The sequence below is a fragment of the Pseudonocardia sulfidoxydans NBRC 16205 genome (assembly GCF_007989085.1).
Taxonomy (GTDB): domain Bacteria; phylum Actinomycetota; class Actinomycetes; order Mycobacteriales; family Pseudonocardiaceae; genus Pseudonocardia; species Pseudonocardia sulfidoxydans.
The window spans coordinates 28,702-49,402 of record NZ_BJVJ01000047.1 but is presented as its reverse complement, the minus strand read 5'-3'; the positions used below and the strand labels follow the sequence as shown (position 1 = coordinate 49,402).

The window sequence follows — 20,701 nt, the reverse complement described above, 5'->3', positions numbered from 1 at the left end:
CCCGGGGCGCCCGCCGTACGGCCCGCCCCCGGGTCCGCCGCGCGTGGGCCCGCCGCGTGTGGGCCCGCCGCCTCCCGGGCGGCCGCAGGGCCCGCCTCCGGGCCGGCCCCCGGGTCCGCCGCGTGTCGGGCCGCCCGCCGGCCGTCCTGCTCCCGTCGGGGGTCCGAACGGGGGTCCGAACGGGGGGCGTCCCGGTGCTCCTGCGGGGCCCGGGCGCAACGGACCTGCGGGCCCCGCCTACTCCGTCGGACCGGTCAGGCCGCTGCGGCCCGCCGGGCCGCCCCCGCCGAGCCGCCCACCGGCTCCGGGAGCCCCCGGGGCCGGTCCCAACGGTCCTGCTTCCCACAGCTCTGCTCCCAGCGGCTCCGCTCCGAACGGCTCTGCTTCGAACGGCTCTGCTCCCAGCGCCCCGGCTCCCAGCGCCCCGGCTCCCAGCGCCTCCGCTCCGAACGGTTCCGCTCCGAACGGTTCCGCTCCGAACGGTCCCGCTCCCAACAGCTCCGCTCCCAACAGATCCGTTCCCCACGGCTCTGTTCTGAATGGTTCCGTTCCGAACGGTTCTGGTCCCAACGGCTCCGGTGCCGAGGCCGTGGGGTCCGGCGGGCCGCGCCCGGGCGGGCCGCCGGCCCCAACGTCGGGGCCCCGGCCCGTGCCCGCGGGACCTCCGCCGCCCGGTCCCCGGGACGACGATCCTCGCAGCGACCGGACGCCCCGCCCCGCCGCCGACAAGAGCTCCCGCAACGGCGGGGGAGACCGCGGCGGGAACCCGATCTCCGGGACGGAACCCCGCGAGGGCGCCGACACCCGGACGTCCGACAGCTCCCGCGACGACGCGGCATTCCGCAGCACGGCCGCCGCGGCGGCCCGCACCGAGTCCCGCACCGAGTCCCGCAGCGGGTCCGAGCAGGTCGACGCCACGGACGCCGGAGCACGCCCGGGCCGCTGAACCGGCGATCCGCACCTCGCCGAGCTCGGCGCCGGGCTGCTGCCGGTGCCCGCCTGTGGACCGCTCCGGTGTCGACGGTGACCATCTGGGGGCACTGACCGCGGCGGGCCACAGTGGTTCCGCCCGCAGGCTGATCGCGCGGCCCCACACACCTCGGTGTCGTCCGGACAGGACAGCCCGAGCCCCACACGTCCGGTGTGAACGTCCGCCGTGGACGACGTGTCCCGGTCGCGCCGTCGGTGCCAGAGGCGCTCGTGTCAGGGGCCGCCGGTGTCAGGGTCGCTCGTGTCAGGTCGCTCGTGTCGGGGCGCTCGTGTCAGGGTCGCTTGTGTCAGGGGCGCTCGTGTCAGAGGCGGCGCAGCACCGCGACGACCCGGCCGAGGATCGACGCGTCGTCGCCCGGGATGGGGTCGTAGGCCGGGTTGGCCGGCATCAACCAGACGTGCCCGTCGCGGCGACGGAAGGTCTTCACCGTGGCCTCGCCGTCGATCATCGCGGCGACGATCTCGCCCTGCTCCGCCACCGGCTGCTGCCGCACCACGACCCAGTCGCCGTCGGTGATCGCGGCCTCGACCATCGAGTCTCCACGCACGTTGAGCAGGAACAGCGTGCCCTCGCCGACGATCTCCCGCGGGAGGGGGAACACACTCTCGACGGCCTGCTCCGCCAGGATGGGGCCACCGGCGGCGATGTTGCCCAGCAGCGGGACGTAGGCCGGGGCGGGGTGCTCGTCGCGCTCCACGGCCGGATCGGTCCGGGTGTCCGCGCTGTCGTCGGAGAGGTCCTCGGGGGAGCGCACGTCGACCGCGCGGGTGCGGTTCGGGTCGCGCCGCAGGTAGCCCTTGCGTTCGAGGGTGCGCAGCTGGTGGTGCACCGACGACGTCGACGTCAGGCCCACCGCGTCGCCGATTTCCCGCACGCTCGGCGGGTAGCCGAACCGGTCGACCCAGTCCCGGATGACCTCCAGGACCTTGCGCTGCCGTGGGGTGAGCACCGCACCGGTGCCCTCGGCCTCGGCCGGGTCCGGGAAGGACCGCACCTGCCCGGCCTCACGGTCGGTACCGGTCTCGTCCCGTGCCATCTCGTCCGCCTCCTCGATCGGCGCGGCGGGACCGTCGTCCCCGCCGCCGTCGCCACCGAACCGTAGACCCGATCATCGCCCCCGCCAAACACATGTTCGAACGACACGCGGGCGCGTCGCGAAGAATTGTCGGTGGCCGGTGGTAGACATTCGCACGGACGTTCGATCGAACGTCCGTGCGAACGGAGCGTATCCGATCCGGTGCGGCGGGCCACCGTCGACGGCGCGGGTGCACCCCGGACGACGCGAGTCGCCGACGCAGCAGCCGGCGCCAACGGGAAGGGAAATGCCATGTCTGTCAGCACGGCTCCCGGATGTGCGGGCGCGCGGTCGGAGGCGGAGCCCGGGGTCGAGGGCGGGGGTGCCGCCGGGGAGGGGGCCGTCCGCGGCGGTCGCGAGCCCCGGCCCGAGGCCGGTGCGGGGCGTGGCAGGCGGCACGGTCCGGGCCCCCGGCCCGCGCGGCCGCGTGAGGCGCGCCGGGGGGAGGCGCGGCGGGGTGTGTCCTCGCGGGAACCCGTCGCGGCCCGTCCCGGTGGGGCGCCCGCGGTCTGCCGGCCGGCGCTGACGCTGATCCCCGGTGGTCTCTCGGCCGATCCGGCGGTTCCGCCGCAGCGGCCGGCGGAGTGGGACGAGTTCCCGACCGAGCGGCCTGCCGGGCGCCCGGCTGAACGCCGGACCGAGCGGCCTGCCGGACGCCCGGCCCAGCGTCCGACTGAACGCCCGACCGAGCGGCCTGCCGGGCGCCCGGCCCAGCGTCCGACTGAACGCCCGACCGAGCGGCCTGCCGGGCGCCCGGCTGAGCGACCGACCGAGCGACCGGCCGGGCGCCCGGTGCGCGGTCGCTGTGTCCCCGCGCCGCGGGTGTGGCGCCGTCCTGCGGGTGCGCGGACCGTCCGGCGGGCGCCGCTCGCGCTGCGCTACCGGGTCCGCCGGGCCGCCGCACTGATGGTGCTGGCCGTCGTGGCGGCGGGCGTCGTCGTGGGCCTGGGCTCCCTGGCGGATGTCGCACGCGACGCCGGGCCCGGTATCCCGGCCGCCACCGCGCAGGTCGTGGTCGGACAGGGCGACACGGTGTGGGACATCGCCCGGCGTGCGGCCCCCGATGCCGATCCGGCGGCGGCCGCCGCCCACATCGCGGAGCTGAACGGTCTGCGCTCGGCTGCCCTGCGTCCGGGGCAGGTGCTCACGGTGCCCGCTGCCTGAGGCCCCCGGCGCGCCTCGCCGGCTCGGCACGGGGCCGGATCGCGCCGGATCGTGATCAGTCCGGCCTCGAGTAACGGCACCTCTCCGCGCGTGGTCGGGTGCGCGGTCCAGGTGAGCGCGCGATCGCCCGGCGATGAGGGGCCGTCACACGGTGCAGTGCCGCACCCCGAGCCTTACCCGATCGCGGGCCGTGTCCGGCGACGGGTGCCGTCCGCCGCGGTGGGTCGGGGATGGCAGTCTCGGGCGTTCCGGATCGGTCTCGTCGGCGGACGGGGCGAACCGGGTCCGTGGCTCGGTGGCCGCCCTGCAGCGGTCGCGCTTCGCAGTCGTGGCAGCCCGTGTGGGTGCCTGCGGCGAAGCCTTCGGAGGGGTCGGGTGGCGGCGCAGAGTGGTCGAGGCGCCGCGCTCCGCGACAACGGGTGGCACGGTCGCCGCCGCTGACTCGCCAGATCGGGGGAACCTGCGTCTGGCGGGCCTCCCGGTCGCACCGACCCCCACATCTTGTGGTTACATACGTGTTGTTCGGCCACAGGTTGGGTTTGTCGGTCGCTCTCGGAGAGAGGATCACTACTGTGCGCTGCCCGTTCTGCCGTCACTCCGACTGCCGCGTCATCGACTCTCGTGAGGTCGAGGACGGGCAGGCGACCCGGCGCCGCCGCTCGTGCGCGTCGTGCGGACGGCGGTTCACGACGGTCGAGGAGCCGGTGCTCGCGGTCGTCAAGCGCAGTGGTGTGACCGAACCCTTCCTCCGCGACAAGGTGGTCAGCGGAGTGCGACGCGCCTGCCAGGGGCGCCCTGTCGACGAGGACGCGCTGCAGCAGTTGGCGCACCGCGTCGAGGAGGCGGTCCGGGCGGGCGGGACGGCCGAGATTCCCAGCCACGAGGTGGGGCTGGCGATCCTCGGGCCGTTGCGTGAGCTCGACGAGGTGGCGTACCTGCGCTTCGCGAGTGTGTACAGGTCCTTCTCGTCGATCGACGACTTCGAGAAGGAGATCGCGGACCTGCGGAAGTCGGATGCCGGGGAAGCAGCCGACGACGCGGACGGCGAGGCGGCGGGGGGCACCCCGTCGCGGGACGACGCGCCGTGAAACACGTAGTGGGAACGGGTGTGTCGCCCGGCCGGCGCGCGACACCGGCCGGTCGACCCACCGGACGGTCCGCCGGGCGGCTCATTCGCCGACGCGGTCGTTGACATCGGTGCGGCACCACCGCACCACGGTTGCCAGGAAAGAGGACGAGGATGACGGAGACGGTCGGGGCGACGGCCTCGGGGGACGCTGCCGGGAACACCCGTGGGGCGAAGGCCGGGAGCCGGGCCGGGCGCAAGCGGACGGCCGGGCTGACCGTCGAGCGGCTGTACACGACCGCGGGCGTGCACCCCTACGACGAGGTCGAGTGGGAGCGCCGCGACGTCGTCATGACGAACTGGCGTGACGGCACCGTCAACTTCGAGCAGCGCGGCGTGGAGTTCCCGTCGAGCTGGTCGGTGAACGCCACGAACATCGTCACCAGCAAGTACTTCCGGGGCGCGGTGGGGTCGCCGCAGCGCGAGTCGAGCCTGCGCCAGCTGATCGACCGGGTCGTCGGCGTCTACCACCGGACGGGCGTCGAGAACGGCTACTTCGCCACCGACGACGACGCCGAGATTTTCGCCCACGAGCTGACCTGGATGTTGCTGCACCAGGTGTTCAGCTTCAACTCGCCGGTGTGGTTCAACGTCGGCACGTCGTCGCCGCAGCAGGTCAGCGCGTGTTTCATCCTCGCTGTCGACGACACGATGGAGTCGATCCTGAACTGGTACCGCGAGGAGGGCCTGATCTTCAAGGGCGGCTCCGGCGCGGGCCTGAACCTCTCGCGCATCCGGTCGTCGAAGGAGCTGCTCTCCAGCGGCGGCACCGCGAGCGGCCCGGTGTCGTTCATGCGGGGTGCCGACGCGTCGGCGGGGACGATCAAGTCGGGCGGTGCGACGCGTCGGGCGGCGAAGATGGTCGTGCTCGACGTCGACCACCCCGACATCGAGGAGTTCGTCGAGACCAAGGCCAAGGAGGAGGCCAAGGTCCGCGTGCTGCGCGACGCCGGGTTCGACATGGACCTGGGCGGCTCCGACATCACGTCGGTGCAGTACCAGAACGCCAACAACTCCGTGCGCGTCAACGACGAGTTCATGCGCGCCGTCGAGGAGGGCACGAGCTTCGGCCTGCGTGCCCGGATGACCGGCGAGGTGATCGACTCCGTCGACGCCCGCACGCTGTTCCGTGGCATCGCGCAGGCCGCGTGGGAGTGCGCCGACCCCGGCATCCAGTACGACGGCACGATCAACGACTGGCACACCTGCCCCGAGTCGGGCCGCATCTCGGCGTCCAACCCGTGCTCGGAGTACATGCACCTCGACAACTCGAGCTGCAACCTGGCGTCGCTGAACCTGCTCACGTTCCTGGGCGACGACGGCCTGTTCGACGCCGACCGCTTCCGCAAGGCCGTCGAGTTCGTCATCACCGCGATGGACATCTCCATCTGCTTCGCCGACTTCCCGACGGACCCGATCGGCGACACCACCCGCAAGTTCCGCCAGCTGGGCATCGGCTACGCCAACCTGGGCGCGCTCCTGATGGCCACCGGCCACGCCTATGACTCCGAGGGCGGCCGTGCCCTGGCGGCGTCGATCACCTCGCTGATGACGGGCGCCGCCTACAAGCGGTCGGCCGAGCTGGCCGGCGTCGTCGGCACCTACGAGGGCTACGCGCGCAACGCCGAGGGCCACCAGCGGGTCATGCGCAAGCACGCCGCGGCCAACGACGACGTGCGCACCCTCGCCGCGAGCACCCACGTCCACAAGTTGGCGACGATCACGTGGAAGGAGTGCCTCGCGATCGGCGAGCGCAACGGCTGGCGCAACTCGCAGGCCTCCGTGCTGGCCCCCACGGGCACGATCGGTCTGATGATGGACTGCGACACGACCGGCATCGAGCCGGACCTGGCGCTGGTCAAGTTCAAGAAGCTCGTCGGCGGCGGCTCGATGCAGATCGTCAACCAGACGGTCCCGCGGGCGCTGGCGAAGCTGGGCTACCAGGACGAGCAGGCCGAGGCGATCGTCGAGTTCGTCGCCGAGCACGGTCACGTCGTCGACGCGCCCGGCCTGCGCACCGAGCACTACGAGGTGTTCGACTGCGCCATGGGTGAGCGGGTCATCCCCGCGATGGGCCACGTCCGGATGATGGCCGCGGTGCAGCCGTTCCTGTCCGGCGCCATCTCCAAGACGGTGAACATGCCGGAGGCGGCCACCGTCGAGGACGTCGAGAGGATCTACCTCGAGGGCTGGAAGATGGGCCTCAAGGCGCTGGCGATCTACCGCGACAACTGCAAGGTGGGCCAGCCGCTGTCGGCGGGCAAGGAGGCCCGTAAGGACGCTCAGGCCGAGACGACGGAGCCGCACGAGCACCGTCCGGTCCGGCGCCGGCTGCCCAAGAAGCGCCCGAGCGAGACGGTGTCGTTCACTGTTGCGGGCGCCGAGGGCTACTTGACGGCCGGTTCGTATCCCGACGACGGCCTCGGCGAGATCTTCGTGAAGCTCGGCAAGCAGGGCTCGACGCTCGCCGGTGTGATGGACGCGTTCTCCATGTCGATCTCGGTGGGTCTGCAGTACGGCATCCCGCTGGAGTTCTACGTCTCGAAGTTCTCCAACCTGCGCTTCGAGCCGGCGGGCATGACCGACGACCCGGACATCCGGATCGCGACGAGCGTGCTCGACTACCTGTTCCGCCGCCTCGCGCTCGATCACCTGAGCCTCGAGAAGCGCGCCGAGCTGGGCATCTTCTCGGCGGAGGAGCGGTCGGCGCAGGTCGCGACGAGCTACGGTCCGGGCGATGTGGACCTGGAGTCGTTGCGCTCCAGCGTGTCCGTCGACGAGCCGGCACCGGCCGCACCGGCCGCGGCGCCGGCTGCGGTGGGCAGCTCGACGGAGCTGCTGGAGCTGCGGCTGGGCAAGGCGGCCGACGCGCCGTTGTGCCTGACCTGCGGCACGAAGATGCGTCCGGCCGGGTCCTGCTACCTGTGCGAGGGCTGCGGCTCGACCAGCGGCTGCAGCTGACGCCTGCTCGAGCCCGAGGGGCCGGACCGCGACCGCGGTCCGGCCCCTCGGCCGTTGCTGGCCCGTACGCCGAGTTCGACGTGGGAGTGGTCGCGAGCCTCGTGGGACCAGTCCCGTGTCGAACTCGGCGGTATCGCGCGCCGCCCGTCGACGGCGGCCGACCACCGGGTGCACGCGGGCTGACCGCGGACCCCGAGGGACCGTCTCCAGGCCGGCGGGCGTGTCGTGGGAGTGTGTCGTCCGCGCTGGTGACACGCCCGGTGGGCGCGTAGCCGGCGAGCGTGTCGTGAGTGCGCCCGGATCGCGCTGGTGACACGTTCGGCGACGGCGCGCTGTGCCGTCCGTGTGGCGAGCCTGATGCGCTTCCCGGCAGCGGCCGCACATCGGGCGCCCCGTAGGGTCGATGATCGTGACCGACCGGTTCCGGCTCGTGCCCGCCGCCTACGTCCTGCTGCTGCGCGACGGCCCGCAGGGCACGGAGGTGCTGCTGCAGCTGCGCGCCGGCACCGGGTTCATGGACGGGTTCTGGGCGTCGGCGGCGGCGGGGCACGTCGAGGACGGCGAGTCGGTGCACCGCGCCGCCGTTCGGGAGGCGGCCGAGGAGCTGGGCGTCGTCATCGACCCCGCGGACCTCGAACCCCTGACGGCGATGCACCGGACCCAGGCGACGGGCCTGCCCGTCGACGAGCGGGTCGATTTCTTCTTCACCTGCCGGCGCTGGTCGGGGGAGCCGCGGGCCGCCGAGCACGACAGGTCCGAGGGTGTCGAGTGGTTCCCGCTCGCGGCGTTGCCCGATCCGGTGGTGCCGCACGAGCGGCAGGTCCTCGCGTGGCTGGCCGGCGATGCGCCGGTCCCCGCCGTGGCGGCCTTCGGGTTCGACGCGGACGGTGCACGTCCTAGGCTGGATCGGTGAGCGACACGTCGATCCGGCCGGACGTCGAGATCTGCGGGCCGGCGCCGCGGGTGGAGCCGGTGCGCGAGGTGCTGGCGGCCAAGACGGTCGCGCTGGGCGGGTCTACGAAGGTCCGCCGCCTGCTGCCGACGCTGGGCCGGCGCATGGTCGGCGCGTGGTGCTTCGTCGACCACTACGGCCCCGACGACGTCGCGAAGGCCCCCGGCATGCAGGTGCCGCCGCACCCCCACATCGGGTTGCAGACGGTCAGCTGGCTGCTCGAGGGCACGGTGCACCACCGCGACAGCCTGGGCAGCGACACGATGATCGGCCCGGGGGAGCTGGCCCTCATGACGGCGGGCCGCAGCATCGCGCACGCCGAGCAGTCGCCCGACCCGCACGCTCCGCTGCTGCACGGCGCCCAGCTGTGGGTGGCGCTGCCCGACGGCGCCCGCGAGACCGCGCCACGGTTCGAGTTCCATGCCGGGCTGCCCGCGGTCACGGGCACCGGGATGCGCGCGACGGTGCTGCTCGGCGAGTTCGCCGAGGCCCGGTCGCCGGGGCGGGTGCACACTCCGCTGGTCGGGGTGGACGTGGAGCTGGCGGCGGGCGCGGACGTGGTGATCCCGTTGGAGCCCGACTTCGAGCACGCGGTGCTGACGGTGTCCGGCGAGCCGGACATCGACGGCGTCCTCGACCCGGGGACGCTCTGCTACCTGGGGTGCGGCCGGGCGCAGCTGCGGCTGCGCGCGGCGTCGGCGAGCCGCTTCCTGCTGCTGGGTGGTATCCCGTTCGACGAGCAGATCGTCATGTGGTGGAACTTCGTCGGCCGCAGTGGCGACGAGGTGCGTGCGGCCCGCTCGGCGTGGCAGGCCGAGATCACCGGTACCGGGCCTGCGCGGTTCGGGGAGGTCACCGGCTACGAGGGGGACCCGTTGTCGGCGCCGGCGATGCCGCCGGTGCCGCTGCGCCCGCGCGGCCGGACCCGCTGACGGCCCGGCCCCGCGAGTGCGCTGGGCGGGCCTGGCTCAGCCCACCTCGTAGCGGGCCGACTCGATGAGGTCGTCGACGGCGTTGCGCTGCACCCGGAACGAGCGTCCGAACCGGACGGCAGGCAACTGTCCACTGTGCACCAGCCGGTAGACCGTCATCTTCGAGACCCGCATCCGTTCGGCCACCTCGGCGACGGTGAGGAACGGCGCCTGCACCACCTCCGGGCGCTCCGGCTTGCCTGCCACCATCGACGGACCCCCGCTCCTTCCGTGCCGTCACGAGCCGTTCATGCCGGCCGCGACGGTCACCTGACCGATTTGCTTCATGGCGACACTAATCGACGAAGCGTCACCTCCGGGGTGGGAAAGCCGCCCCGACCGGGTGGTATGAGTGAGGATGGACCGCGCGGTACGGTGACCCCGCGCGACCCTGTCTCGACGGAGAGTGAGGAACTGCACGTGGCGGACGCGGGCACGACGACACCGGCCTCGGACCGTCCGGAGGACAACCTGATGCCGGGCGAGTTCGTCGACTCCGACGCCGCCGCGGTGCGGGAGTTCGCCGAGCGGGCCGTCGGCGGCGAGGACGACGAGGTGGCCCGGGCGGGGCTGTTGTTCGCCGCCGTCCGCGACCGCATCTGGTACGACCCTTTCGTGATCAGCACCGACCCGCGTGACTACCGGGCGAGTGCGGTCGCGGTTGCGCCCCGCAACTGGTGTGTGCCCAAGGCGGTGCTGCTCACGGCGTCGGCGCGCGCCGTCGGCATCCCGGCGCGGCTGGGGTTCGCCGACGTCCGCAACCACCTCAACACCCCGCGGCTGCGCGCGCTGATGAACGGCCACGACGTGTTCATCCACCACGGCTACAGCGAGCTGTACCTCGGCGGGCGCTGGCTGAAGGCGTCGCCGGCGTTCAACGCGGAGCTGTGTCACCGGTTCGGGGTCGAGCCGCTCGACTTCGACGGCGACGGCCACGCGCTGATGCACCAGTTCACCGGCGACGGCGCCCGGTACATGGAGTACGTCGTCGACCACGGCCCTTCGGCGGACCTGCCGCTGGACGCGATCCTAACCCGGTTCCGCGCGACCTACGGCGAGGCGCTGCTCGGTGGCGACTCTCACGCGGGCACCGACGAGTTCTCCGCCCCCACCTCCGCCTAGGGTGCTGGGGTGAGCCCGACGATCCTCGACGACGAGCCTGACGGAGACTGGACCGCGCCCGGTACCTACCGTTGCGCCCCCGGCGTCTACCGCATCCCGCTGCCTCTGCCCAACGACGGGCTGCGCGCGGTCAACGTCTACGCGATCGAGGACGTCGACGGCTGGACGCTCGTCGACTCCGGTTGGGCCCTCACCGTCGCCGAGGAGCTGCTGGCCGAGAGCCTGTCGGCGCTGGGCACCGACCTGCAGGGCGTGCGCCGGTTCCTGTGCACCCATTCCCACCGCGACCACTACACGATGGGTGTGGAGCTGCGGCGGCGCTTCGGCTCGCGGGTGCTGCTGGGCGCGGGGGAGAAGGTGGGTCTCGACGAGATCAACCGGCCCGACCGCGGACAGGGCGGCTCGTCGCACATGGAGCGGCTGCGTCAGGCCGGCGCGGCCGATCTCGCCGACCTGATCAGTGCGAACCCGCCGCCGCGGATGGACCTGCGTTTGTGGGAGCCCCCGGACGAGTGGCTCGAGGACGGTGCCGTGCTCACCGTCGGCCCGGAGGGGTCCGCCGCGGACGGCACCGGCCCGCTCGGCCGCACCCTCACCGCGATCGCGACGCCGGGGCACACCCGCGGCCACATGGTCTTCGCCGACGGTGACCACGACCTGATGTTCACCGGCGACCACGTGCTGCCGACGATCACTCCGTCGATCGGGTTCGAGCCCATCGCGCCGCCGAGCCCGCTGTCGGACTTCCTAACGTCGCTGCAGCTGCTGCGCGACCGGCCCGACGCCGCGATGCTGCCCGCGCACGGCAAGGTGGGCCGCCGGGTCCACGAGCGGGTCGACGAGCTGCTCGCCCATCACGCCCAGCGTCTCGACGACACGCTGGCCGGCCTGGCCGAGGGGCGTACCACCGCCAACGAGGTCGCGGCGACGCTGGCCTGGACGCGGCGCGGCCGGACGCTGGCCGAGCTCGACCCGTTCAACCGGATGCTCGCGGTGCTGGAGACGGCGGTGCACCTGGAGGTGCTCGTCGAGCGCGGGCTCGTGGCGTCCGACGCCGACCCGACGCCTACCGGCCCGGGCGACAGGGACGGCGACGTCGCGGTGGTCCACTACCGCGCGGTGTGAGCACACGCGAGCAGCGACACGGGTGATCGACACGCCCGACGCGCCCGGGATCCTTTGCCCCTGGCGGCATGATCAGGCAGAGTGATCACCGACAGCCGACCACCGCCGGGTCACCCCGGCCGAACCGGCCCGCCTGGGCCACACAGTTTCACACGCGATCTGTTCGCCGACGCGGTGCGCGAGGACGTAGGGGAAGACGATCCTCGTCGAACAGCGGAGGTCTGCAGTGAGCACACGCGGCGTGGTTTTCGTCCACTCGTCGCCGACTGCGGTCTGCCCGCACGTCGAATGGGCGATGTCGGGGGTGCTGGGGAGCAAGGTCTCTCTCCAGTGGACTCCGCAGTCCGCTGCGCCCGGAACGCTCCGGGCGGAGGTGACGTGGACCGGCGTGGCCGGGAACGGCGGTGCCCTCGCGGGCGCCCTGCGTGCCTGGCCGATGCTGCGGTTCGAGGTCACCGAGGAGCCCAGTCCGGGCGTCGACGGGGAGCGGTTCTGCTACGTCCCGGGTCTCGGGATGTGGCGGGGGCGCACGAGCGCCAACGGCGACATCGTCGTGGGTGAGGACCAGCTGCGTTCCGTGATGGCGGGGTCGTCGGCGGGCAAGGTCCACGCGGGTATCGACGCGCTGCTCGGCTCGGCGTGGGACAACGCGCTGGAGCCCTTCCGGCTGGCCGGCGACGGCGCCCCGGTCACCTGGCTGCACCAGGTCGGCTGACCCTCCCGCGCACGCCCGCGCGCCGGCCGGGGGAGGGCCGCCGTGATCGTCTCGGGGCGGTCGGGGAGACTGTGCTCGTGGGGGATGCACGACCGGTGAGGACGTCGGCGGGGTGAGGTCGGGGGTCCGGTACACGCCCGCGCTCGCGGTGGCCTTGTTTGCGCTGCTCGTCGCGGCCGGGGTCTCGGCCTGGGTGCTGGGCGGGCGGATGTTCGAGGGCGTCGCGCCCTCGGGTGCGCCCGAGCGGCCACCCGTGTCCGGCGCGGGGCCGCCGGAGGTCGAGCTGTCGGCCGACGCCGAGGACCATCCGCTGGCCGACGCCGTCCGCAGCCAGCTGCAGCGCTACTTCGACGCGATCAACTCCCGGGACTACGAGCTGTGGTCGGTGTCGGTGGTGCCGGAGCGGGTGGAGCAGCAGCCGCGGGAGCAGTGGATCGCCTCGATCGACACCGCTACCGACGGCACGATCCGCGTCGACCGCATCGACGACGCGGGCGGCGGCCGGGTGCTGGCCATGGTGCGGTTCGTGTCGACGCAGTCGCTCGAGGACGCACCGCCGGACCTGCGGGTGCCGCGCATCTGCTGGCGCGGCGCGTTCCCGATGGTGGGCGACCCACCTCGTCTGGAGACCGGTTCCGCGGGCAGCCTGCTGTCCGAGCCCTGCTGAAACCCCTGTGAGTGGCGATGGTCGCTATGGCGACTATCGCCACTCACGAGGCCTGACCTGCGACGACGTCCCGCCCTCACACCTTGGTGAAGACCACCGAGGCGTTGTGCCCGCCGAAGCCGAACGAGTTGTTCATCGCGGCGTCGATGTCCATCTTGCGCGGCTCGCCGCGCACGACGTCGAGCGAGACGCCCGGGTCGAGCTCGTCGAGATTGAGCGTGGCCGGGACGATCCCGTCGCGGATCGACAGCATCGTCACGAGGCTCTCCACCGCGCCGGCCGCGCCGACCAGGTGCCCGAGCGCCGACTTCGGCGCCGTCAGCACCGGCTGGTCGCCCAGCGCCTTGCGGACCGCCGCGGCCTCGCCCACGTCGCCGGCGACCGTCGAGGTCGCGTGGCAGTTGACGTGGGTGATGTCCGACGGCTCCAGGCCCGCGGTCTGCACGGCCTTGAGCATGGCCCGCGACTGTCCCGCACCCGAGGGGTCGGGCCCGGTGATGTGGTAGCCGTCGGAGGTCAGTCCGTAGCCGGCGAGCCGGCCGTGGACCGTCGCCCCGCGGGCCCTGGCGAACTCCGCCCGCTCCAGCACCAGGATGCCGGCGCCCTCGCCGAGGACGAACCCGTCGCGGCCCGTGTCGAACGGACGCGACGCCCGCTCCGGGTCGTCGTTGCGCCGGCTGAGCGTGCGCGACTGGACGAACCCGGCGACGGTGATGCCGGTGATGCAGGCCTCGGCGCCACCGGCGATGACGACGTCGGCGTCACCGTCCTGCAGCAGCCGGTACGCCCACGCGAGTGCCTCGGCGCCGGACGCGCACGCCGAGACCGGCGCGTGCGTGCCCGCGCGTGCCCCCAGTTCGAGGCTGACGACGGCGGCCGGACCGTTGGGCATGAGCATCGGGACGGTCAGCGGGGACACCTTGCGGACCCCGCCGGACTCGAGCAGGTCGTCCTGGTCGAGCAGCGTGACCGCGCCGCCGATACCGGTGCCGACGCAGACCGCCAACCGCTCGGGCTCGACCTTCGGCTCGTCGCCGTCGAGGCCCGCGTGCGCCCACGCCTCTCGGGCGGCGACGACGGCGACCTGCTCGCAACGGTCCATGCGCCGGGCCTGCACCCGGGCGATGACGTCGGTCGGCTCGACCGCCAGCTGCGCGGAGATCTTCACCGGGAGGTCGAACCGCTCGGTGAACGCGCCCTGTGTCGTGGCGACGCCCGACTTCCCGGCGAGCAGCGCCTCCCAGGTCGACGCGGCGTCCCCGCCCAGCGGGGTGGTCGCGCCGTACCCGGTGACGACGACCTCGACGGGGGCCCCCGTCACTGGTTCTTCGCGATGTAGTCCACCGCGTCGCCCACCGTCTTGAGCTCGGCGAGCTGCTCGTCGGGGATCTTCACACCGAACTTGTCCTCGGCCTGGACGGCGATCTCGACCATCGACAGCGAGTCGATGTCGAGGTCGTCGACGAAGGACTTCTCGGCCGCGACGTCACCGGCGTCGATACCGGCGACCTCCTCGACGATCTCGGCGAGGCCGGAGAGGATCTCGGCGTTGTCAGCCACTGGGTGCTCCTTCTGATGGGAAACTGTGGGAGGTCCGTCGGTCGACGATCCTAGGGACAGACGACGACCTGGCCCGCATAGGACAGCCCGGCGCCGAAACCGATGAGCAGGGCGACGTCGCCGGACCTGATGCGTCCGGCGGCGCGCATGTGGTCGAGGGCGAGCGGGATCGACGCCGACGACGTGTTGCCCGAGTGGACGATGTCGTCGGCGACGACCATGTCCTCGCGGGCGCCCTTGGCGCGCAACCGCTTCGCGACGGCCTCGACGATCCGCAGGTTGGCCTGGTGCGGGACGAGGACGTCGATGTCGGCGGGGGTGAGCCCGGCCAGCTCGATCGCGCGCAGGGCGACCGGGGCGATCTTCGTCGTCGCCCAGCGGAAGACCGCCTGGCCCTCCTGGGCGAGGGCGTTGTTGTGCGGGCGGACCTCGATCATGGCGTGCAGGTCGCCCGCCGAGCCCCAGGCGACGGGGCCGACGCCGACCGACTCGGCGTCGGGGGCCGCGGACAGGACCGCCGCGCCGGCGCCGTCGGCGAAGATGATGCAGGTGGAGCGGTCGTCCCAGTCGAGCCAGTCGGTGAGCTTCTCGGCGCCGATGACGAGCGCGGTGCGGGCCGAGCCCGCGCGGATGAGGTCGGCGGCCGTGCCCATCGCGTAGCTGAAGCCCGCGCAGGCGGCGTTGAGGTCGAAGGCGCCGGGCGCGACGATGCCGATCCGGTCGGCGGTCTGGGCGGCGGCGTTGGGGATCGGGTACGGCATCGTGCAGGTGGCGACGATGACCGTGTCGACGTCGGTCGGTGCGATCCCGGCGTCCTTGACAGCGAGGCGGCCCGCCTCGGCGGCCATGGCGACGAGCAGCTCGTCGTCGGCGGCGACGCGACGCTCGACGATGCCGACCCGGTCACGGATCCACTGGTCGTTGGTCTCGACGCGTTCGGCCAGGTCGTCGTTGGTGACGATCTTCTCGGGCTGGTAGCTGCCCATGCCGATGATGCGGGCGCCGGGGACGACCGGCGCGAGGCTCAACCTGGCACTCATCGCACGACCTCGCTGACGCTCGGCCGGCGCTGCGCGCGGGCGCTGTGTCGATGATTCACTCGCTGACGCTCCCTCATGCCCGCGCCTCCGCGTGCTCGGCGACGAGGGCGGCGGCCGCGTCGAGGTCGTCGGGGGTCTTGAGGGCGAGCGTCGCGGTGCCCTTGAGCTCGCGCTTGACCAGTCCGACCAGTGCACCCGCGGGTGGCAGCTCGATCACCGCGGTCACCCCCTTCTCACGCAACGTGGACATGCAGGCGTCCCAGCGGACGGGCCGGGTCACCTGGGAGACGAGCCTGCGCAACGCCTCGGCGCCGTCGGTGACGACGGTGCCGTCCGCGTTGGACAGCAGCGGCCGGCTCGGGTCGGCCGGCTCGACGGAGGCGGCGTGCTGGCGCAGCGCGTCCTCGGCGGGGGCCATGAACCGGGTGTGGAAGGCGCCGGCGACGGGCAGCGCCTTGACACGGGCGCGCTCCGGGGGGTTCGCGGCGAGCTCCTCGAGCGCGGCGAGCGGTCCGGCCGCGACGATCTGGCCGGCGCCGTTGCGGTTCGCCGGGTCGAGGCCGAGTTCGGACAGTCGCGCGAGCACGTCGTCGGGGTTCCCGCCCAGCGTCGCGCTCATGCCGGTCGGTTCGAGCGCGCACGCGGCGGCCATCTCGCGGCCGCGGACCGCGGCGAGGGCGACGGCGGCGTCGGTACCGAGTACCCCGGCGATCGCGGCGGCGGCGAGCTCACCGACGGAGTGCCCGGCGACGGGGCTCGCCTCGGGCAGCGTGACGTGGGCGCCGAGCCGCGCGGCGGCCAGCAGCGCGGTCGCGACGACCAGGGGCTGCGTGACCGCGGTGTCCTTGATCTCGTCGGCGTCCGCCGTGGTGCCGAGGCGTCGCAGGTCGAGGCCGATGGCGTCGGACCAGGCGGCGACGGTCTCCTCGGCCCCGGGGTCGTCGAGCCACGGGGTCAGCATGCCGGGGGTCTGGGAGCCCTGACCCGGCGCGAGCAGCGCGATCACGACGGACAGCGAACACCGGTGAGGTGTCCGCGCGGGATAGCGGCACGCACGAACTCGGCGGGCGGCTTTTGGAGGTTCTCCACAACGACGCAGACTATGTGACCGGTGACTCGCCACGTCGGGGGACCGTCGTTTGTAGGAGTCGCAACCCCGGGGCCGATCTTTCGCAGCTCAGGACGGGTCGGCCCCGGCCTCGGCGCCCGCGAGCCGCCCGGCCAGCAGCGCGGCGCGCAGGACCTGTGCGTCCCGCGGGTCGGCGGGGGAGCGGCCCGTGAGGTCACTCACCCTGCGCAGCCGGTAGCGGACGGTGTTTGGGTGCACGAACAGTGCCCGCGCGCACGCCTCCAGTGACCCGCCGCCGTCGAGGTAGGCGGCGAGGGTGCGCCACAGCTCGCCGCCGGCCTCGGCCAGCGGCGTCACGACGGTCTCGACGAGCCGGCGGTGGGCCTCCGGGTCGCCGGAGAAGGCGCGCTCGGGCAGCAGGTCGTCGGCGGGGACGGGACGCGGCGCCTCCGGCCAGGCGGGCGCCGCGCGCAGCCCCGACAGCGCGTCACGGGCGCTGGCGGGTGCCGACGGCAGGTCGGCGGCGAGCGGCCCGACAACGACCGGGCCCGGCCCGAAGTCGAGCGCGACCGCGGCGAGGACCTCGGTGAGGTCGTCGGCGTCGTGGTCGGCGTCGGAGAGCAGCACGATGAGCCGGCTGCCCTGCGCCCCGACCAGGAGGGACCGGCCCGCCCGCCCGGCCCGGCGGCGCAGTTCCCCGAGCCGCTCCGGCGCGTGGTCCGACGGCGGCGTCCCGACGACGACCCGCACCGGTCCGGCCGGGTCCCAGCCCAGCGCCGACGCCCGCGACACCAGCTCGTCGCCGGTGTCCCCGCGCACGACGCCGTCGACGACGAGTGCCTCCAGCCGGGCGTCCCAGGCGCCGCGGTCCTCGGCGGCCCCGGCGTAGGCGGTGGCGGCGGCGAACGCGACCTCGCGCCCGAACCGCAGCACCGCCTCGGACAGGACGCGGAACTCGGCGTCGTCGGCGGCCAGCGGGGGCAGCCGCTCCTCGAGGACGTCGGTGGCGACGCGGACGAGCTCGACGGTCTGGCGCAGGGTGAGCCGGCGCGCGAGGTCGCGCGGGGCGATGCGGAACGCCTCGGCCGTGAGCCGCACCGATCCGGCGCCCGGGTGGCCGCCGATCACATCGCCGCCACCACCGCCGCCGACGGCGACCGCGACGTCGGCGGCGGTGTGGTCGGTGGGCTCCGGCTGCTCCGACGCGCGGGTGGGCCCGCCCCCGGTCGCGACGAGCCAGCCGACGAAGTTCGCGACCCCGGTCTGGGTGACGAGCTGGACGCCCGAGCGCAGCGCGGCGGGCAGTTTGCGGAACCACGGCTGACGGCGGTCCATCGCGGCCAGGCACGCCCCGGCGATGCCGCCGGCGCCGAGCTCGAGGCGGCGCAGGGTCGCGGAGGAGACGGGGGCGCCGGTCGGCACGGACGCGGGCGTCACGGCCGAAGCATGGCACGGGCGAGCATGAGTGATGCATATCACGTCGGAGGTTCGTTCCCGGCTGTCCGGAACCCGCCCGCTTCGATGCATCTGGTCATCTGCTCAATGTTGTCGACGAGCCGATGTCGCTGTTCTCCTGGACCGGCCCGCGTGGAGCCCCCGAGGGCGGACGAGAGGACGTCGATGAGCCAGCCCGCCACCGCCCGGACCCGGGTCCGGCTGCAGTCCGCGGAGAGGCGCGCCGTCGTCGCCATGACGGTGGCGCTGCTCGCACTCACCGTCGTCGGCTGGGGTGTGCTGGCGGTGTTCGTCGCGCCCCGGCACTACGACCTCGGCTCCACCGGCGCGTTCGGTCTCGGCCTCGGGCTGACCGCCTACCTGCTCGGGATGCGGCACGCCTTCGACGCCGACCACATCGCGGCGATCGACAACACCACCCGCAAGCTGCTCGCCGAGCGCGAGCCCGGACGGTCGCGGCCGCTGTCGGTGGGGTTCTGGTTCGCCCTCGGACACGCCACTGTGGTGCTCGTCCTGGTCGCGCTGATCTCGCTGGGCGTGCGGGCGATCGCCGGCGAGATCTCCGACGACGACTCCTCGCTCAAGCAGATCGGCGGCCTCGTCAGCACCGGGGTGTCGGGGCTGTTCCTGGTCCTGCTCGGCCTGATCAACCTCGTGATCCTGGTGCAGATCCTGCGGGTGTTCCGCGACATGCGTCGCGGCCGCTACGACGAGGCGCAGCTGCAGGAGCACCTCGACAAGCGCGGGCTGATGAACCGTGTCCTCGGCCGGGCGACGCGCGCTGTCCGCGAGCCGCACCACATGTACCCGGTGGGGCTGCTGTTCGGGCTGGGCTTCGACACCGCCAGCGAGGTCACGCTGCTGGTGATCGCCGGAGGTGCCGCGGCCGGGGCGCTGCCCTGGTACGCCGTGCTGGTGCTGCCGGTGCTGTTCGCGGCCGGGATGTGCCTGTTCGACACCCTCGACGGCGCCTTCATGTGCTTCGCCTACGACTGGGCGTTCCTGCGTCCCGTCCGCAAGGTGTTCTACAACGTCACCATCACCGCGCTGTCCGTGGCGGTCGCCCTCGTCATCGGCATGATCGAGCTGCTGTCGCTGTTCGCCGACGAGCTCGGCGTCGAGTCGGGACCGCTCGCCTGGGTGGCGGGTCTCGATCTCGACAACGTCGGCTTCGTCGTGGTCGGCCTGTTCGTGCTGACGTGGGCCGTCGCACTCGCCGTCTGGAAGCTGGGCCGGGTCGAGGAGCGATGGTCGGCCGGGTTGGCGGCCCGGCCCGAGGAGGGCTGAGCGGGCGGGCACAATCGTTCTCGTCGCCCCGGCACCGCGGGCGGTGCAACAGCCGCGCAACGCGGGGTGCGACGGTCGCGACCGGCGACCGTGCGACGACGAGGGGACGACACGATGACCCGACCCGCCACGCACGACGTCCTCGTCCGGCGCGCCGACGACCGCCTCCACACCCAGATCGACTGGCTCGACTCCCGGCACAGCTTCTCGTTCGGGGCGCACTACGACCCCGACGACACCCACTTCGGGCTGCTGCTCGTGAGCAACGACGACCGGGTCACGGCCGGTAGCGGGTTCGAGACGCACCCCCACCGCGACACCGAGATCGTCACCTGGGTGCTCGAGGGGTCGCTGGTCCACCAGGACTCCACCGGGCACACGGGCGTCATCCATCCCGGTCTGGCGCAACGGATGTCCGCGGGCAGCGGCATCCTCCACTCGGAGAAGAACGACGCCTTCCGCACCGACCCGCACACGCCCGCGACCGACGTCCACTTCGTCCAGATGTGGGTCGTGCCCGACGCCGCGGGCATCACGCCCGGCTACGAGCAGCTCGACATCGGCCCGGAGCTCGACGCGGGCGGACTCGTCGTCGTCGCCTCCGGAATGCCCAGGCACGCAGGGGATCGCGCGATCTCCATCGCACAGCGCGACGCCGCGCTGCACGCGGCCCGGCTGCACCCGCATGGCGTGACGCAGCTACCAGTCGCGCCCTACGTGCACCTGTTCGTGGCACGTGGCGACGCCGAGCTGGAGGGCGCCGGACGCATCGCCGAGGGCGACGCCGCCCGGATCACGGCATCCGAGGGCCGGCGGATCACCGCCGGTGCCGAGGGCGCCGAAGTACTGGTGTGGGAGATGCACTCGGCCCTGGGCTGAGCGCCCGCCGACCGGTCACGGCCACCGCTGCGGACCCGGACTCAGGCGAGGTCCGGGTCCACAGTGGAGATGGGACGGGGTCGGTCGAGGAGACGTGCTCGGGGCCGGGTGACCGCCGCGATCAGGCGATCGGGGTGACCCCGGTGGCCTGCGGGCCCTTCTGGCCCTGCTCGATGTCGAACGAGACGCGCTGCCCCTCGTCGAGGCTCTTGTAGCCGTTGACCTGGATCGCCGAGTAGTGCACGAACACGTCCGCGCCACCACCGTCAGGAGCGAGGAAGCCGTAGCCCTTCTCGCTGTTGAACCACTTGACGGTGCCCTCTGCCATTCTTGCTCTCCTCGTACCTGTGCCGGGGCACTCGCCCCCGGCATCGCGCCGCCCGGTCACTGGGTTCTGCGCCCGGGTCGGGACCCCGTTCGCGATCACGCGAGGTCGGCGTCGGGCGGAGCGTACCGTGACTCAGCCCTCATGCCGAGAGCCAATGACCAGTGGATTCGTGCCGGCGAACGCCGTCGGGGGCACCATTCGGTGCCGATTCGAC

Annotated in this window: 20 protein-coding genes; 12 read left to right on the top strand and 8 right to left on the bottom strand. The window is 73.2% G+C overall.

The annotated features are described in order from the left end of the window. Positions 1 to 649: 649 nt before the first annotated feature. Positions 650 to 946 (top strand): hypothetical protein, encoded by a 297-nt coding sequence (locus PSU4_RS20665; protein ID WP_147110917.1) that lies wholly within the window; start codon positions 650 to 652, stop codon positions 944 to 946. Between the two features lie 346 nt (positions 947 to 1,292). On the opposite strand, the gene lexA is transcribed toward PSU4_RS20665, so the two are convergent. Next, positions 1,293 to 2,027 carry a transcriptional repressor LexA gene (gene lexA, locus PSU4_RS20660; protein ID WP_147110915.1) on the bottom strand — a complete coding sequence of 245 codons (735 nt, stop codon included), beginning with the start codon at positions 2,025 to 2,027 and terminating at the stop codon, positions 1,293 to 1,295. 861 nt (positions 2,028 to 2,888) lie between these two features. On the opposite strand from lexA, the gene PSU4_RS20655 reads away from it, so the two are divergent. From PSU4_RS20655 to PSU4_RS20635, 5 genes are all read left to right on the top strand, one after another. After that, a complete protein-coding gene (locus PSU4_RS20655; RefSeq protein WP_147110912.1) occupies positions 2,889 to 3,230 on the top strand; it encodes a LysM peptidoglycan-binding domain-containing protein in 342 nt (113 codons plus the stop codon). Between the two features lie 572 nt (positions 3,231 to 3,802). After that, positions 3,803 to 4,318 (top strand): transcriptional regulator NrdR, encoded by a 516-nt coding sequence (gene nrdR, locus PSU4_RS20650; RefSeq protein WP_147110909.1) that lies wholly within the window; start codon positions 3,803 to 3,805, stop codon positions 4,316 to 4,318. A gap of 152 nt (positions 4,319 to 4,470) precedes the next feature. Continuing rightward, positions 4,471 to 7,317 carry a vitamin B12-dependent ribonucleotide reductase gene (locus PSU4_RS20645; protein WP_147110906.1) on the top strand — a complete coding sequence of 949 codons (2,847 nt, stop codon included), beginning with the start codon at positions 4,471 to 4,473 and terminating at the stop codon, positions 7,315 to 7,317. 403 nt (positions 7,318 to 7,720) lie between these two features. Next, positions 7,721 to 8,230 (top strand): NUDIX hydrolase, encoded by a 510-nt coding sequence (locus PSU4_RS20640; RefSeq protein ID WP_147110904.1) that lies wholly within the window; start codon positions 7,721 to 7,723, stop codon positions 8,228 to 8,230. After that, positions 8,227 to 9,201 (top strand): pirin family protein, encoded by a 975-nt coding sequence (locus PSU4_RS20635; RefSeq protein ID WP_147110902.1) that lies wholly within the window; start codon positions 8,227 to 8,229, stop codon positions 9,199 to 9,201. The genes PSU4_RS20640 and PSU4_RS20635 overlap by 4 nt, the downstream gene beginning before the upstream one ends. A 36-nt stretch (positions 9,202 to 9,237) precedes the next feature. Here PSU4_RS20635 and PSU4_RS20630 read toward each other — a convergent pair whose 3' ends face one another. Then, complete coding sequence (locus PSU4_RS20630; RefSeq protein ID WP_147110899.1) at positions 9,238 to 9,450, bottom strand: helix-turn-helix domain-containing protein; 213 nt, start codon at positions 9,448 to 9,450, stop codon at positions 9,238 to 9,240. A gap of 210 nt (positions 9,451 to 9,660) precedes the next feature. On the opposite strand from PSU4_RS20630, the gene PSU4_RS20625 reads away from it, so the two are divergent. The 4 genes from PSU4_RS20625 (at position 9,661) to PSU4_RS20610 (ending at position 12,869) form a co-directional block, all read left to right on the top strand. Further along, a complete protein-coding gene (locus PSU4_RS20625) occupies positions 9,661 to 10,362 on the top strand; it encodes a transglutaminase-like domain-containing protein (protein WP_246115245.1) in 702 nt (233 codons plus the stop codon). 9 nt (positions 10,363 to 10,371) lie between these two features. After that, complete coding sequence (locus PSU4_RS20620) at positions 10,372 to 11,487, top strand: MBL fold metallo-hydrolase (protein WP_147110896.1); 1,116 nt, start codon at positions 10,372 to 10,374, stop codon at positions 11,485 to 11,487. A gap of 226 nt (positions 11,488 to 11,713) precedes the next feature. Further along, complete coding sequence (locus PSU4_RS20615) at positions 11,714 to 12,202, top strand: DUF3145 domain-containing protein (protein ID WP_147110893.1); 489 nt, start codon at positions 11,714 to 11,716, stop codon at positions 12,200 to 12,202. Between the two features lie 112 nt (positions 12,203 to 12,314). Continuing rightward, entirely contained in the window at positions 12,315 to 12,869 is a 555-nt protein-coding gene (locus tag PSU4_RS20610) for a hypothetical protein (RefSeq protein ID WP_147110890.1), read from the top strand. Positions 12,870 to 12,945: 76 nt separating this feature from the next. On the opposite strand, the gene PSU4_RS20605 is transcribed toward PSU4_RS20610, so the two are convergent. The 5 genes from PSU4_RS20605 to PSU4_RS20585 form a co-directional block, all read right to left on the bottom strand. Next, positions 12,946 to 14,190 carry a beta-ketoacyl-[acyl-carrier-protein] synthase family protein gene (locus PSU4_RS20605; protein WP_147110886.1) on the bottom strand — a complete coding sequence of 415 codons (1,245 nt, stop codon included), beginning with the start codon at positions 14,188 to 14,190 and terminating at the stop codon, positions 12,946 to 12,948. Further along, positions 14,187 to 14,429 (bottom strand): acyl carrier protein, encoded by a 243-nt coding sequence (locus tag PSU4_RS20600; protein WP_147110884.1) that lies wholly within the window; start codon positions 14,427 to 14,429, stop codon positions 14,187 to 14,189. The genes PSU4_RS20605 and PSU4_RS20600 overlap by 4 nt, the downstream gene beginning before the upstream one ends. A gap of 50 nt (positions 14,430 to 14,479) precedes the next feature. Further along, positions 14,480 to 15,469, bottom strand: coding sequence for a beta-ketoacyl-ACP synthase III (locus PSU4_RS20595; protein WP_147110879.1), 990 nt, complete (start codon positions 15,467 to 15,469; stop codon positions 14,480 to 14,482). 73 nt (positions 15,470 to 15,542) lie between these two features. After that, positions 15,543 to 16,475 (bottom strand): ACP S-malonyltransferase, encoded by a 933-nt coding sequence (locus PSU4_RS20590; RefSeq protein ID WP_147110876.1) that lies wholly within the window; start codon positions 16,473 to 16,475, stop codon positions 15,543 to 15,545. Between the two features lie 171 nt (positions 16,476 to 16,646). Further along, positions 16,647 to 17,975 (bottom strand): PucR family transcriptional regulator, encoded by a 1,329-nt coding sequence (locus PSU4_RS20585; protein ID WP_246115244.1) that lies wholly within the window; start codon positions 17,973 to 17,975, stop codon positions 16,647 to 16,649. Between the two features lie 183 nt (positions 17,976 to 18,158). On the opposite strand from PSU4_RS20585, the gene nicT reads away from it, so the two are divergent. Then, the gene (gene nicT, locus PSU4_RS20580; protein ID WP_147110873.1) at positions 18,159 to 19,280 is read left to right on the top strand and encodes a Nickel transporter NicT; all 1,122 of its coding nucleotides are present in this window, start codon (positions 18,159 to 18,161) and stop codon (positions 19,278 to 19,280) included. Positions 19,281 to 19,394: 114 nt separating this feature from the next. Further along, positions 19,395 to 20,159 (top strand): pirin family protein, encoded by a 765-nt coding sequence (locus PSU4_RS20575; protein WP_147110870.1) that lies wholly within the window; start codon positions 19,395 to 19,397, stop codon positions 20,157 to 20,159. 121 nt (positions 20,160 to 20,280) lie between these two features. Here the strand turns inward: PSU4_RS20575 and PSU4_RS20570 are convergent, their stop codons facing one another. Further along, positions 20,281 to 20,487 carry a cold-shock protein gene (locus PSU4_RS20570; RefSeq protein ID WP_098960333.1) on the bottom strand — a complete coding sequence of 69 codons (207 nt, stop codon included), beginning with the start codon at positions 20,485 to 20,487 and terminating at the stop codon, positions 20,281 to 20,283. Between the last annotated feature and the right edge of the window lie 214 nt (positions 20,488 to 20,701).

Coding starts and splice junctions, on each gene's coding strand:
- lexA (WP_147110915.1), bottom strand. CDS start 2,027: ATGGCACGGGACGAGACCGGTACCGACCGTGAGGCCGGGCAGGTGCGG.
- PSU4_RS20645 (WP_147110906.1), top strand. CDS start 4,471: ATGACGGAGACGGTCGGGGCGACGGCCTCGGGGGACGCTGCCGGGAAC.
- PSU4_RS20640 (WP_147110904.1), top strand. CDS start 7,721: ATGATCGTGACCGACCGGTTCCGGCTCGTGCCCGCCGCCTACGTCCTG.
- PSU4_RS20630 (WP_147110899.1), bottom strand. CDS start 9,450: ATGGTGGCAGGCAAGCCGGAGCGCCCGGAGGTGGTGCAGGCGCCGTTC.
- PSU4_RS20595 (WP_147110879.1), bottom strand. CDS start 15,469: ATGAGTGCCAGGTTGAGCCTCGCGCCGGTCGTCCCCGGCGCCCGCATC.
- nicT (WP_147110873.1), top strand. CDS start 18,159: ATGAGCCAGCCCGCCACCGCCCGGACCCGGGTCCGGCTGCAGTCCGCG.
- PSU4_RS20575 (WP_147110870.1), top strand. CDS start 19,395: ATGACCCGACCCGCCACGCACGACGTCCTCGTCCGGCGCGCCGACGAC.
- PSU4_RS20570 (WP_098960333.1), bottom strand. CDS start 20,487: ATGGCAGAGGGCACCGTCAAGTGGTTCAACAGCGAGAAGGGCTACGGC.